This window comes from Achromobacter sp. D10 (assembly GCF_035282245.1).
Classification (GTDB): domain Bacteria; phylum Pseudomonadota; class Gammaproteobacteria; order Burkholderiales; family Burkholderiaceae_B; genus Achromobacter; species Achromobacter insolitus.
Genome location: NZ_JAYJLE010000014.1, coordinates 60,359 through 73,710, shown reverse-complemented (window position 1 = coordinate 73,710; position 13,352 = coordinate 60,359). Strand labels below are relative to the sequence as shown.

Here is a 13,352-nt window from a genome sequence, read left to right as displayed (position 1 = left end):
GGCCGGGCGCAGGCCGTCCGGGGTTCAGGCCGCGGCGGCCCGAGCGTGCTGTTCCAGCTGTTCCTTCAAGCCCGGCTGGAGCTTGAGCTGGCGCGCCAGCTCATCCAGGTAAGCGCGTTCCATATAGCTTTCTTCATCCACCACCAGCAGGCTGGCCAGGTACATCTCGGCCGCCATTTCCGGCGTCTGCGCCGCTTGCGCGACCGTGCCGGGATCAAGCGGGCGCGACAACTCGGTTTCGAGCCAGCGGCGGTCCTGCGCGTCCGACGACAGCTTGGACAGCTCGGTTTCGAGCAAGGCGCGTTCTTCGGGGCCGATGTGGCCGTCGGCCTTGGCCGCGCCGATCATGGCGGTCAGCACCGCCGTGCTGTGCTGCTCGGCCTGGGGCGCGGGCAGCCGGTCCAGCGTCTGCGGCGGGGCAGTTGGCGCGCCGGCCTGGCTGCGCTGCCAGTCGCCATAGGCGCGATAGGCGAGGGCGCCCAGTGCCGCCATGCCGCCATACATGGCGACCTTGCCGCCGATCTTGCGTGCTTTTTTGCTGCCCAGCAGCAGGCCGAGGGCGCCTGCGCCCAGCGCGCCGCCGCCCAGCCCGGTCAGGAAGGACGAACCTTTGCCGCCCGCGGCGTTCTGCACGCGGCTGGTGGTATCCGACAGCAGCCCTTGCCCGGACTGCAGCAGTTGGTCGAGTAGTTGTCTGGCGCTCATGCGGCCCCCTTAAAGTGTGCTCAGGTATTGCGAACAGGAATATCCGACCGGTGGCGCTGGCATAAGTTCAGCTTTCCGTCAGTTGCTTTGACCGGTAACGCCCTTGACGCGCTTTGCAGGTGCTACAACGTGGTCTGGGGCGGCCGCGGCGGCCGTCCGTCGGGACCCGTTACCAGGAGATTGGATCCATGAGCATCCGCGTGCGCCAGAATGCGCCCAATACGCTGCAATTCACCGCGACGGCCGAAGGCCACGATTTGCCGCTGGATATGCCCCAGCCGCAGGGCGCCGGCCCCGACCCGCATGACTATTTCGATACAGCTCTGGGCGGCTGCAAAGCCATGACCCTGATGGTCTACGCGCAGCGCAAGGGCTTGCCGCTGGAGTCCGTGGGCGTGGAAGTGGTGCGCGATGCCAGCGAGGAGCGCAAGGGGATTTACCGGCTGACGGCCAAGCTGACGCTGCATGGCGAGCTGTCCGACGCGCAGATCGACGAACTGCTGGCGGTAGCCGAGAAATGCCCGGTGCATAAGCTGATGACGGCGGTGGACGTGCAGGTGTCCACGGTGGTGGTGCAGCCGGCCTGAACCGGCCGGCCGCGGCGGCCGGGGCCAGAGGCCCCGCCGCTTGTGGGCTTAGTCTTCCATGCCCGGGACGATCGTCGAGAAACCGGCGTCCACGTGGGTGATTTCGCCCGTCACGCCGGCGGCCAGGTCCGAGAGCATGAAGGCGGCGACGTTGCCGACGTCTTCGATGGTGACGTTACGGCGCAGCGGAGCCTGGGCTTCCACGAACTTCAGGATGGCCGAGAAGTCCTTGATGCCGCTGGCGGCCAAGGTTTTGATGGGGCCGGCGGAAATGCCGTTGGCGCGGATGCCGCGCGGGCCCAGGGCGGTGGCCAGATAGCGGACGCTGGCTTCCAGCGAGGCCTTGGCCAGGCCCATGGTGTTGTAGTTCGGGACCACGCGCTCGGCGCCCAGGTAGGTCAGGGTCAGCACGGAGCCATTGCGGCCTTCCATCAGCGGCAGCGCGGCCTTGGCCATGGCGGCGAAGCTGTAGGCAGAGATGTCGTGCGCGATGCGGAATCCTTCGCGCGACAGGCCATCCAGGAAGTTGCCGGCGATGGCTTCGCGCGGCGCAAAGCCAATCGAGTGCACCAGGCCGTCCAGGCCGTCCCAGTGTTTGCCGAGTTCGGTGAAGGCGCCTTCGATCTGGCTATCTTCGGCCACATCGCAGGGCAGCACGATCTTGCTGCCGAATTCGGCGGCGAATTCGCCTACGCGGTCCTTGAAGCGGTCGCCCACGTAGGTGAACGCCAGTTCGGCGCCTTGCTGGTGACAGGCGCGCGCGATGCCGTAGGCGATGGATCGGTTGGAAAGCACCCCGGTGACCAGGATGCGCTTGCCGGCGAGAAAGCCCATATTTCTATCCTTTGATTTTTCCCTCTGGAGACCGGCTATTTTAAGGAGTTTGCGCGATTTCGCGATATGAAAATCCCTTGGGGGCGGATCCGTCCGCTTCGGGTTTCAATACGTTTTTCCGGGCGGTGGAAACATGCGCACGAAGCTGGCGAGCAGCGGATCGCGCTGGTCGGCGCGCCAGACCAGTTCAAGATCGAAGCTCAGGTCTATGCCGCCGATTTCCTTGAACACGACGCCGGCCGGGCCGTGTTTCCTGAATGAGTCGGGGATGATGGCGCAACCCAGCCCAGCCGACACCAGGCCGAGTATGGTGGGAAGATCGGTTGCCGCTGCGCCCGGACGCGCGAGCGGAATGCCCGCATCCTTCAGGATGCGGACAAGAGCGTCGTAATGCGAAGGCGAGCCGGCGCGAGGGAACAGAATGAATTTCTGACCGGCAAGGTCTTCCAGCGAGCGGATCCTTCCCATGCCGCGCGCGGCTGCGGCGGGCATGGCCAGCACCATCCGATCTTCATAGATCTTCATGCCTTCCACTTCGCTATCCAGCGGAGAGCGCCAGGCGACGACGCCCGCGTCGAGCTCGTGGCGTTTGATCGCATCCAATTGCCAGGCGGACAGGCCGGATTCCACCAGCACGTCGGTGTGGGGCGATGCACGCGACAGAGCCGCGATTGCCTGGCCCAGGCCGGGCAGCCAGCTATAGCCCGGCATGACGCCGATCCTCAGTGAGCCAGCCTTGCCGTTGGCCGCCAGCGCGACCTGGGCCCGTAAGGATTCGCTGCCCGCCAGCATCAGCTTCGCTTGCGCAAGCAGCGCTTCGCCCGCCCGCGTCAGCGCCACGCCGCGCGGCAGCCGCACCAGCAGTTGCGCGCCGAATTCGTCTTCCAGCGCCATCATCTGGCGCGACAGGGCGGGCTGGGCGATATGCAGGGCCTTTGCCGCGCCCGCCACGCTGCCGGCCGAGCATACGGCTACGAAGTAACGCAACTGTCTCAATTCCATGCCATGCCTCTTCGGCATAGGTAATAAGCGACAAAAGTATTTGTTTCCATCCCTTCAAATACCTATATTTTCTCGTTGATCCCAATAACGTATACCTAAACGGTCTATGACGAAACCGACATTCCGCGAATCGCCGTTTTTGCGTGACCGGCGGGTTCCTCATGTGCCTGCGCGCAATCCGCACTGCGCGACGGCGTTCACTGACATTGATCTCGACGCGCCTGGACGCCAGGCGGGCTTCCTGCACATTCCTCAGTCGCCGCACGAGGATGCATGGGGCACCGTGCGCATTCCCATGGCGGTGCTGGCGAATGGCGACGGACCCACCGTCATCCTGGAAGGCGGCAACCACGGGGACGAGTACGAAGGACAGATCGTGCTGGGCGAATTCATCCGCGACTTGCCGCTGGAACGCGTCCGGGGCCGGCTGATCATCATGCCTTCGCTCAATGCGCCGGCGGCGGAGGCCGGCCGGCGCACCTCGCCGCTGGATGGCAAGAACCTGAACCGCTCATTTCCCGGCGATCACGCCGGCAGCATTACGGAACAGATTGCCGCGTACGTCAGCGACGAGCTGTTTCCGCGCGGCGACGCGTTCCTCAGCCTGCATTCGGGCGGATCGTCCCTGGACATCATTCCCAGCGCCCTGGTTCAGCCTTCGGCCGATGCGCAACAGACCCAGCGCAACACCGATGCGGTGCTGGCGTTCGGCGCGCCGTTCAACGTGCTGCTGGACACGTTGGGCGATACGCGCACCAGCGTCGCCACGGCCGTGGCCGCGGGGCTTACCTGTGTCAGTACCGAGATGGCGGGGCGCGGCACCGTGACGGACAGCGCGCTCGAGCTGTGCCGCGCCGGGGCCTTGCGCGTGCTGGCGCATTGGGGCGTGCTGGATCAGGCTTGCGCCCAGCCCCTGGACGGGCAGCCCGCGCCTTTGCACAAGGTTACGGGCGCCAAGTCCTACGTCATCGCTTCGGAGCGGGGCGTATTCGAGGCGTACCATCGACACGGCGTATCGGTGGAGGCGGGCCAGCCGGCGGGCCGCATCCACCAGATCTTCGATCCACAGCGCGCGCCGGTCGAATTGCTTTACGGTGCCAGCGGCGTCGTTTTCGCCAAACGGCATCCCGGCATCGTCGTGCCCGGCAATGTCTGCTGCGTGGTGGCCAGCCGGGCCTGACGTGCGGCCCAGATTCACTTTTCCCTGATACAGAACATGGCAATTCATATTGAAACTCCGGCGCTCGCTTCCCGTGCCTATTCCCTGCGCAGCGGCAAGGACGTGCGATTCAAGATGGAGGCGTTGCAGCCTAGCGGCTCGTTCAAGGCTCGCGGCATAGGCCATGCGTGCCAGATCTACAAGTCGCGCGGCGCCCGGCGCTTCATTTCCTCGTCCGGCGGCAATGCCGGCTATGCGGTGGCCTACGCCGGCCGCATGCTGGCCACGCCTGTGATTGTGGTGGTGCCGGCCACGACCTCGGAACGCGCCCAAAGCCTGATCCGCTCCGAGGGTGCCGAAGTCATTGTGCATGGCGCATCCTGGATGGAGGCCAATGCCAGGGCGCTGGAGCTCATGACCGCGGCAGATGCGTTCCTGCACCCCTTCGACGACCCCTTGCTCTGGGACGGGCATGCGACCATGATCGACGAGCTCGCCAGGCAAGGCGGGCGGCCGGACCTGGTCATCTGCTCGGTCGGCGGTGGCGGGCTGCTGTGCGGCGTGGTCGAAGGCCTGCGGCGCAATGGCTGGGCCGATGTGCCGGTGATCGCGGCCGAGACCGCCGGCGCGGATTCCTACGCCCAGGCCCTGCGGGCGGGAGCGCCTGTCCTGCTGTCCGAGATCACCTCCATTGCGACGTCCTTGGGCGCGCGCCAGGTTTGCGGCCGCGCGCTGGAGCTGGCGCAAGAGCACCCCATTGAGAGCGTGGTCGTATCGGACGCTGCTGCCGTGGCGGCCTGCGAGGACGTGCTGCTGGAGCATCGGATCCTGGTTGAACCGGCTTGCGGCGTGTCGGTGGCGGCGTTGGACAGCGACTCGGAATTCCTGCGCAACGCGCGTTCGGTCGCAGTCATCCTGTGCGGTGGCGTGGGCGTAACGGCTGCCCAGCTGGCGCAATGGCGCGCCCAGTTCGCGGCGCAGTCCCTTTAGCGGCACAGTCCCATTAGCGGCACGGTCCCATTAGCGGGCGGCCGGGCATAAAAAACGCGTCCCCGGGGACGCGTTTTTTCATGCAAGCCGCGATCAGCCTCGGGCGTTGGTGCCCGGCACGCGCAACTGCGAGCCCACTTTCAGGGCGCTGCCCTTGATGTTGTTGAGCGCGCGCAGCGCGTCCACCGAGGTGCCGTACTGCTTGGCCAGCGAGAACAGCGTGTCGCCCTGGCGCACCTTGTGGGTACGGACATTGGGGCGGGCGCTGGCGACGCGGGCGGCCGGCGCTTGGACGGCGCGGCCGCGCGGCGCGGCGGCCTTGTTGTCCGAGGGAGCAGCGTCCAGCGCGCCCACCGGCGTAGCCAGCGAGGCCAGTTGCACGCCGCCCGAGCCAGGCTCGCCCGGCACCAGCAGGGATTGGCCGGATGCGGACTTCTGGCGCGAGCCGATGTCGTTGGTCTGGCGCAGCGTGGCTTCGCTGATGCCGAAGCGCTTGGCAATCGAGGCGTAGGATTCGCCGCGGCGAGAGTGGTAGATCTTCCAGGCGCTGAGGTCGCCCTTGTAATTGGTCAGGTTGGCGTTGAAGACCTCGACGCGGTCGGCCGGCAGCAGAAGGGTGGGGCCGTGATCGCCACGGATGACGGGACGGTTGAACGAGGGATTCAGCGCCTTGAACTCGTCCAGCGGCATTTCGGCCAGCTTGGCGGCGATTTCCAGGTCGATGTCGCTGTTCTTCTGGACCGTTACGAAGTAGGGCGTGTTGCCCACCGGAGGCAGGGCCACCGCATAGCGCTGCGGATCGGCGATGATGTTCTTGATGGCCTGCAGCTTGGGCACGTAGTTGCGGGTTTCGTCGGGCATGTTCAGGGACAGGTAGTCCGTGCCCTGGCCGGCCGCTTCGTTCTTGGCCATGGCGCGCTGCACGGAGCCTTCGCCCCAGTTGTACGAGGCCAGCGCCAGGTACCAGTCGCCCTGCATTTCGAACAGCTTTTCCAGGTAATCCAGCGCCGCGTTGGTCGAGGCGATGGGGTCGCGGCGCTCGTCGCGCCACCAGTCCTGCTTCAGGTTGAAGTGCTGGCCGGTCGCCGGCACGAACTGCCACAGGCCCGAGGCCTGCGCGCGCGACAGCGCGGTGGGGTTGTAGGCGCTTTCGACGAAGGGCAGCAGCGCGAGCTCGGTCGGCAGGCCGCGGCGGTTGATCTCGTCGACGATGAAATACAGGTACTTGCCGGCGCGTTCGGCCATGCGCTGCACCGACTCGGGGTGGGACGCGTAATAGTCGGTCCACTGCTGCGAGAGGTCGGTGTTCAGGTTGGGGATGGCGAAACCGCGGCGGATGCGGTCCCAGGCGTCGGCGGGCGGGTTGGTCAGGTCCACCGTCCGGGACGTGTCGCGGGCGATGTATCGCCCTTGGGAATTGGTGGTGAGGTTCTTGCTATCGGGGGCTTTGGTTCCTGCGCAACCGGCGAGGACTGCCAGCATGAGCGGCAGAAGGAGTCGGGATAGATTCATCAGGCTGTCACTTGAAATCGTTCTTCCATTCACGAAGGGAGGCAAAAACCTCTACCGGCGTAGCGTGGCTGTGGCCGGCCCGGCGCTCAGCTGCGCGGACGACCTCAACTTCTTGCGTGCGCAAAAACGGATTGGCCGCGCGTTCCTGTCCGATTGTGGACGGAAGCGTGGGAAGACCTTCTGCTCGTAATTGCTGGGCCTGCTGGTGCCATTGTTGCAGGCTGCGGTTGGCCGGATCGACTGCCAAGGCCCAGCGCAAGTTCGCTAGAGTGTACTCGTGTGCGCAAAAAACCTGTGTATCTGGCGGTAAAACGGCAAATTTCCCTAAAGAATCATACATTTGCGCCGGAGTGCCTTCGAAAAGACGGCCGCAGCCCGCCGCAAACAGGGTGTCGCCACAGAACAAAACCGGCTCCTGGCCGGCCGCGCGGCCGAAATAGGCGATGTGGCCGGCGGTGTGTCCCGGCACGTCCAGCACGGCAAGATCCAGGTCCAGTTCGGGAATGGCCACGCGGTCGCCTTCCGCCAGGCGCACGTCGCAGCGCGGCAGCTGTTCGCGCGCGGGGCCGTATACGGTAATGCCCTCGATGCGGGACAATTCCGGTACACCGCCCACATGGTCGCCGTGATGGTGCGTGAGTAGAATGGCGCGCAGTCTCAGGCCAAGTTGGTCGAGCAATTGCAGCACGGGGCCGGCGTCGCCTGGATCCACCACGGCGGCGTCGCCGCCACGGACGATGGCCCAGATGTAGTTGTCGTTGAAGGCGGGTAGAGGCAAGACCGCGGCGTTGCGATCGCGGCCGCCTGTGGGGGCGGTCAAGGCTTGCATGGGATTCGAAGGAATAGAACGTGGCAGAAGATACTCCGCCGATTGTAGAACTGGCCGAATGGTTCCAGACGCCGCCGGGACAATACGTCCTGGCCTGGGAGCGGGCGCAGTTCGACGCGGCTGTCGCGGACGTGTTTGGATATTACGCCTGGCAGGTCGGCCTGGCGGACATGAATCTGCTGCGTGCCAACCGCATGCCCTTCAAGGGCTACGTGGGCACCGAGACCCCGTCCGCCGAGAGCGCGGCCGGCTGGCAGTCGCGAGTGGTGCTGGCTGAACCCGAGGCCCTGCCGTTCGAATCGCAGAGCGTGGACCTGCTCATCCTGCCGCATGCCTTCGAGTGCGCGGACGATCCTCACAACGTGCTGCGCGAGGTCGAACGCGTGCTGGTTCCGGAAGGTCGGGTCGTGATCTCGGGCTTCAACCCCTGGAGCATGTGGGGCGCGCGCACGCGCATGCCCGGCATGGAGCCCTGGCTGCCGCAGCCGCCCGCGTCCCAGGTGTCTTTGCCGCGCTTGAAGGACTGGTTCAAGCTGCTGTCGCTGGAAGTCGAGGCCAGTCATTTCGGCTGCTACGCGCCAGCCTGCCGCAGTGAAAAGTGGCTGCAGCGCTGGTCCTTCCTGGAATCGGCGGGCGCTCGCTGGTGGAGCGTGGGCGGAGCGGTCTATCTGGTGTCGGCCGTCAAGCGGGTGGCCGGCATGCGTATCATCGGCCCGGCCTGGAAGAAAGCCAAGCCCAAGCGCGCCCGCGCCGCGTCGGTTGTGGTCAACCGCCAGGCGGATGACCGCCGCTGAAGGGCAGAGCCCCGCGCCGCGGGGCAAATTTTTAGCAAGGATTACCAAGCAGCACCATGCAGGACGACAAACCGAACGAGCAGAAAGTGGAAATGTGGACCGATGGCGCCTGCAAGGGCAATCCCGGTCCGGGCGGCTGGGGCGTGCTCATGCGCGCCGGCAGCCACGAAAAGACGTTGCATGGCGGCGAACTCCAGACCACCAACAACCGGATGGAATTGCTGGCGGTCATCCAGGGCCTGCGCGCGTTGAAGCGCCCCTGCGCGGTCATCATCCACACGGACTCCCAGTACGTGATGAAGGGCATGACCGAATGGCTGGCCAACTGGAAACGGCGCGGCTGGATGACGGCCGATAAAAAGCCGGTCAAGAACGCCGAACTCTGGCAGTTACTGGACGAGCAGGTGCAGCGCCACACCGTGTCCTGGCGTTGGGTCCGCGGGCACGCCGGCGATCCTGGCAATGAACGGGCCGACCAACTGGCCAATCTGGGCGTGGAATCGGCCCGGCGCGGCTAGGGGCATCGGGATATACCCTCAAATCCGCCTTGAAGGGCGGATTTAGTTCTTTCATCCGGCTTCAGGATTGTTCCAGTATGTAAATCCGGGTGCTAAAGTGCCAACCCTCATTCCAGTTACTGCGGCGCAGTCCGCGTGGGGGCATGCCTGGCCCGCGCCGCAATACCGCCACATTCGCGCATGAAAAAAGCAGTACTGCTCGCCGCCGTAGCGGCAGGGGTGGCCGCGGGGGCCGCGCTCGGCGTTTATGTGCCGCGCTGGCTCGCCTTCGGAACCGTCAGTCCACAGCCCGGCGCCGTTCAAGCGCCCCTGGTCACGCGCGCCGCGCCTGTGCGGGTAGAAGTTGCCGTCGTCCAGGAAATTCCTTTCGCACGCGGTATTTCGGCCGTGGGCAGCCTGCGTTCGGATGAGTCCGTGGTGCTGCGGCCCGAGGTCGCCGGCCGCATCCAGTCCATCGATTTCAAGGAAGGCCAGCCGGTCAAGCGCGGCGACGTGCTGATCCGCCTGGACGATTCCGTGCCGCGCGCCGAGCTGGCCCAGGCGCGCGCCAACCTGACCTTGGCGCAGAGCCACTACCGGCGCTCGGTGGAGCTGCAAGGAAAGGGTTTCGTGAGCCAGCAGGCCCGTGACGAGGCCGCCAGCACGCTGAAGGTGCAGGAAGCCGCCGTGGCGCTGGCGCAGGCGCGGCTGGACAAGATGACGATTTCGGCGCCGTTTGGTGGCATCGCGGGTTTGCGCAGCGTGTCGGTGGGCGACTACGTCAACCAGGGCCAGGACCTGGCCCCATTGGAGGCGATCGATCCGCTCAAGGTGGACTTCCGCGTTCCCGAGATGTATCTGAGCAAGGTGGGCGTAGGCCAGCAGCTGACGCTGCGCATGGACGCGCTGCCCGGCCAGGAGCGCCAGGGCATGGTCTATGCGGTCAGCCCGCTGGTCGACGCCGGGGGCCGTTCCATCCTGCTGCGCGCCACGGTCGCCAACAAGGATGCGGTGCTGCGCCCCGGCATGTTTGCCCGCGTGCAGCTGCAGTTCAGCCAGGACAAGGCGCTGGTCGCGCCGGAAGCCGCGTTGTCGCCCTCGGGCGCGACGCAGTATGTCTACCGGATCAAAAACGGCACGGCCGAGCGGCGCGAGGTCACCATCGGCGAGCGCCGCGAGGGTCGCGTCGAGATCCTGACCGGAGTGGCGGCAGGCGACCAACTGGTGGTGTCCGGCTTGCAGCGGGTAACGGACGGCGCCGCGGTGACCGTTCTGGCCAGCGGCACGTGACGCCGGCCCTTTTCCCTATGTGGCGGTAACGCAATGCGTATCTCGGAAACCTGCATCAAGCGGCCGGTGTTCGCATCGGTTCTGTCGCTGATCATCGTGCTGATCGGCCTGATTTCGTACTCGCGCCTGACGGTGCGCGAGTACCCCAAGATCGATGAGCCCATCGTTTCGGTGGATACCACCTACAAGGGCGCTTCGCCCGAGGTGATCGAATCGCAGGTGACCAAGCCGCTGGAAGACCAGCTGGCCGGCATCGAGGGCGTGGACGTGATGACCTCGCGCAGCCGCTCGGAACGCAGCCTGATCAACATCAAGTTCAACCTGTCGCGCGATCCGGATGCCGCGGCCGCGGAAGTCCGCGACAAGGTCTCGCGCGCCCGCCGTTTCCTGCCCGACGAGATCGACGAGCCCATCATCGGCAAGGTCGAGGCCGACTCGCAGCCCATTATCTACATTGCGGTGGAGTCCGGTTCGTATTCCGCGATCCAGACCTCGGACTACATCAACCGCTACATCAAGACCCGCTTGTCGGTGCTGCCCGGCGCGGCGGAAGTGCGTGTCTTTGGCGAACGTCTGCCATCCATGCGCATCTACGTGGACCGCGACAAGCTCGCGGCCTACGGCCTGACCGTGCAGGATGTGGAAGCGGCGCTGCGCAGCCAGAACGTGGAGATCCCGGCCGGCCGCATCGAATCGCGCGCCCGCGAGTTCTCGGTGGTGTCTTCCACGGACCTGCAGACGCCGGCGCAATTCGAGAACGTGATCGTCGCCAACGTCAAAGGCTACCCGGTGCGCATGCGCGACGTGGCCAACGTCGAGATCGCCGCCGCCAGCGACCGCGTGCTGTCGCGATTCAATGGCAAACCCGCCATCAACATCGGCGTGACGCGCCAATCCACCGCCAACCCGCTGGAACTGTCCAAGGCGGCGCGTGAGGAAGTGGCGCGCCTGAACGAGAACCTGCCGGCCGGCATGAAGCTGAACATCGCATACGACTCGTCGGTGTTCATCGAGCGTTCCATCGATTCCGTGTTCCACACCATCGGCGAGGCCATCGTCCTGGTGGTGCTGGTGATTTTCTTCTTTTTGCGCAACCTGCGCGCCAGCATCATTCCCATTGTCACCATTCCGGTGTCGCTGGTGGGCGCCTGTGCGCTGATGTATTTGTTCGGCTTTTCCATCAACACGCTGACGCTGCTGGCCATGGTGCTGGCCATCGGCCTGGTGGTGGACGATGCAATCGTGGTGCTGGAGAACATCTTCCGCCACATTGAAGAGGGCATGCCGCGCAAGGAGGCCGCCCTGCGCGGTTCGCGCGAGATCGGCTTTGCGGTGGTCGCAATGACCATGACCCTGGTCACCGTGTACGCCCCGCTGGCTTTCGCAACGGGCCGCACCGGACGGCTCTTCATCGAGTTTGCGCTGGCGCTGGCCGGCGCCGTGCTGGTGTCCGGCTTTGTGGCGCTGACGCTCACACCCATGATGTGCTCGGTACTGCTGCGCCACCAGAGCAGCCACAGCCGCTGGTACAACCTGATCGAAGGCTGGCTCAACGGCATGAGCAACGGTTACCGGCGCGCGCTGGGGCTGGCCCTGCGCTACCGCTGGGTGGTGGTGGCCATCGGACTGGCGGTGGCGGCCGCGAGCGGCGTGCTGTTCAAAGTGGTCAAGAGCGAGCTGGCCCCCATCGAGGACCGCGGCGTCGTGTTCGGCATCGTCAGTTCGCCCGAAGGCGCCACGCTGAACTACACGCTGGAAAGCATGCTGGGCATTGAAAAGTTCTACGCCGACATCGCGGAAGCCAGCGGCAGCCAGGTGACAGTGGGCTTTCCGACCGTGACGGACGGCACCGCCATCCTGCGTCTGAAGCCTTGGGAAGAACGCAGCCGCAAACAGCAGGCCATCACCCAGCAGCTGCAGCCGCAGTTCGCCTCGCTGCCGGGGGTGCGGGCATTTCCGACCAACCCGCCGTCGCTGGGCCAGTCGGCACGTTCCAAACCGGTCGAATTCATCATCATGAGCCAGGCCTCGTATGCGGAGCTGTCGCGCCTGACCGAGGTTTTCCTCGCCGAGCTGCGCAAGTATCCCGGCCTGATCAACCTGGACACGGACCTGCGCCTGAACACCCCGGAATTGCGGGTGCGCGTGGACCGCGACAAGATGGCCGACGTGGGCGCCAACGTGGATACCGTGGGCCGCACGCTGGAATCCATGTTGGGTGGCCGCCAGGTCACCCGCTACAAGGACGAAGGCGAGCAGTACGACGTGATCGTGCAGGTGACGCCCCGCGACCGCGCCAATCCCACCGACATCTCCGGCATCTACGTGCGGGCGCGCGACGGCAGCATGGTCCAGCTGGACAACCTGCTGGGTGTGCACGAGGGCGTGTCGCCGCAGTCGCTGAACCACTTCAATCGCCTGCGCGCGGTGAAGATCGATGGCGCGGTGGCCCCGGGCTATGCCTTGGGCGAAGTGCTGGCGCACATGCACCAGGTGGCTCGCGATGTACTGCCCAACACCATCATCACCGATCTGGACGGCCAGTCGCGCGAGTTCCGCGATTCCTCGGGCAGCATCTACCTGGTGTTCGCCATGGCGCTGGCCTTTATCTACCTGGTGCTGGCCGCGCAGTTCGAAAGCTGGCGCAACCCGTTCATCATCATGCTGTCGGTGCCGTTGTCCATGACGGGCGCGTTGCTGGCTTTGTGGCTGACCGGCGGCACCTTGTCGATCTACAGCCAGATCGGCCTGATCACGCTGGTTGGGCTGATCACCAAGCACGGCATCCTGATCGTCGAATTCACCAATCAGCTGCGCGATGAGGGCAAGGAGTTGTTCGAGGCGGTGGTCGAGGCCAGCGTGCTGCGCCTGCGTCCCATCCTGATGACCACCGGCGCCATGGTGCTGGGCACCGTGCCGCTGGCGCTGTCCACGGGCGCGGGTGCGGAATCGCGCCAGCAAATCGGCTGGGTCCTGGTGGGCGGGCTGATGCTGGGTACACTACTGACCTTGTTCGTCGTGCCGGTGGCCTACACCTTGATCGCCACCGCACGCAAGAAACCCGGCCAGGCCGGCAGCGCAGCGCATCATCCGGACCCCGATCCGGCGCCGCGCACGCAGCCCGCCTCGCCAGCCCAAGCGTCGGAATAAGTT

At 65.6% G+C, this 13,352-nt stretch carries 12 protein-coding genes; 7 read left to right on the top strand and 5 right to left on the bottom strand.

The genetic code is table 11. The features are described from left to right. Positions 1-24 precede the first annotated feature (24 nt). On the bottom strand, positions 25-705 hold the full coding sequence (locus VCS63_RS26205; protein WP_323881468.1) for a tellurite resistance TerB family protein: 681 nt from the start codon (positions 703-705) through the stop codon (positions 25-27). A 188-nt stretch (positions 706-893) separates the two neighbouring features. Here VCS63_RS26205 and VCS63_RS26200 point away from each other — a divergent pair, with 188 nt between their 5' ends. Then, complete coding sequence (locus tag VCS63_RS26200; RefSeq protein ID WP_042796354.1) at positions 894-1,292, top strand: OsmC family protein; 399 nt, start codon at positions 894-896, stop codon at positions 1,290-1,292. A 48-nt stretch (positions 1,293-1,340) separates the two neighbouring features. Here the strand turns inward: VCS63_RS26200 and fabI are convergent, their stop codons facing one another. Continuing rightward, positions 1,341-2,126: an enoyl-ACP reductase FabI gene (gene fabI / locus VCS63_RS26195; RefSeq protein WP_042796355.1), complete on the bottom strand. Its 786-nt coding sequence runs from the start codon at positions 2,124-2,126 to the stop codon at positions 1,341-1,343. A 105-nt stretch (positions 2,127-2,231) separates the two neighbouring features. Continuing rightward, complete coding sequence (locus tag VCS63_RS26190; RefSeq protein ID WP_278481790.1) at positions 2,232-3,128, bottom strand: LysR family transcriptional regulator; 897 nt, start codon at positions 3,126-3,128, stop codon at positions 2,232-2,234. 106 nt (positions 3,129-3,234) lie between these two features. On the opposite strand from VCS63_RS26190, the gene VCS63_RS26185 reads away from it, so the two are divergent. Then, positions 3,235-4,308 (top strand): succinylglutamate desuccinylase/aspartoacylase family protein, encoded by a 1,074-nt coding sequence (locus VCS63_RS26185; RefSeq protein ID WP_063962521.1) that lies wholly within the window; start codon positions 3,235-3,237, stop codon positions 4,306-4,308. 36 nt (positions 4,309-4,344) lie between these two features. Beyond that, a complete protein-coding gene (locus tag VCS63_RS26180; protein ID WP_323881465.1) occupies positions 4,345-5,277 on the top strand; it encodes a pyridoxal-phosphate dependent enzyme in 933 nt (310 codons plus the stop codon). Between the two features lie 93 nt (positions 5,278-5,370). Here VCS63_RS26180 and VCS63_RS26175 read toward each other — a convergent pair whose 3' ends face one another. Together VCS63_RS26175 and gloB are read right to left on the bottom strand one after the other, a co-directional pair. Beyond that, positions 5,371-6,789 (bottom strand): transglycosylase SLT domain-containing protein, encoded by a 1,419-nt coding sequence (locus tag VCS63_RS26175; RefSeq protein WP_323881464.1) that lies wholly within the window; start codon positions 6,787-6,789, stop codon positions 5,371-5,373. Between the two features lie 7 nt (positions 6,790-6,796). Beyond that, positions 6,797-7,618, bottom strand: coding sequence for a hydroxyacylglutathione hydrolase (gene gloB, locus VCS63_RS26170; protein ID WP_042796359.1), 822 nt, complete (start codon positions 7,616-7,618; stop codon positions 6,797-6,799). Between the two features lie 20 nt (positions 7,619-7,638). Here gloB and VCS63_RS26165 point away from each other — a divergent pair, with 20 nt between their 5' ends. The 4 genes from VCS63_RS26165 to VCS63_RS26150 all read left to right on the top strand — a co-directional run bounded on the left by VCS63_RS26165 (position 7,639) and on the right by VCS63_RS26150 (position 13,349). Continuing rightward, a complete protein-coding gene (locus tag VCS63_RS26165; RefSeq protein WP_042796360.1) occupies positions 7,639-8,412 on the top strand; it encodes a class I SAM-dependent methyltransferase in 774 nt (257 codons plus the stop codon). Between the two features lie 56 nt (positions 8,413-8,468). Beyond that, positions 8,469-8,930 carry a ribonuclease HI gene (gene rnhA, locus VCS63_RS26160; protein ID WP_042796361.1) on the top strand — a complete coding sequence of 154 codons (462 nt, stop codon included), beginning with the start codon at positions 8,469-8,471 and terminating at the stop codon, positions 8,928-8,930. A 180-nt stretch (positions 8,931-9,110) separates the two neighbouring features. Further along, on the top strand, positions 9,111-10,199 hold the full coding sequence (locus VCS63_RS26155; protein ID WP_042796362.1) for an efflux RND transporter periplasmic adaptor subunit: 1,089 nt from the start codon (positions 9,111-9,113) through the stop codon (positions 10,197-10,199). Positions 10,200-10,232: 33 nt separating this feature from the next. Beyond that, positions 10,233-13,349: an efflux RND transporter permease subunit gene (locus tag VCS63_RS26150; RefSeq protein WP_042796363.1), complete on the top strand. Its 3,117-nt coding sequence runs from the start codon at positions 10,233-10,235 to the stop codon at positions 13,347-13,349. Positions 13,350-13,352: the final 3 nt, after the last annotated feature.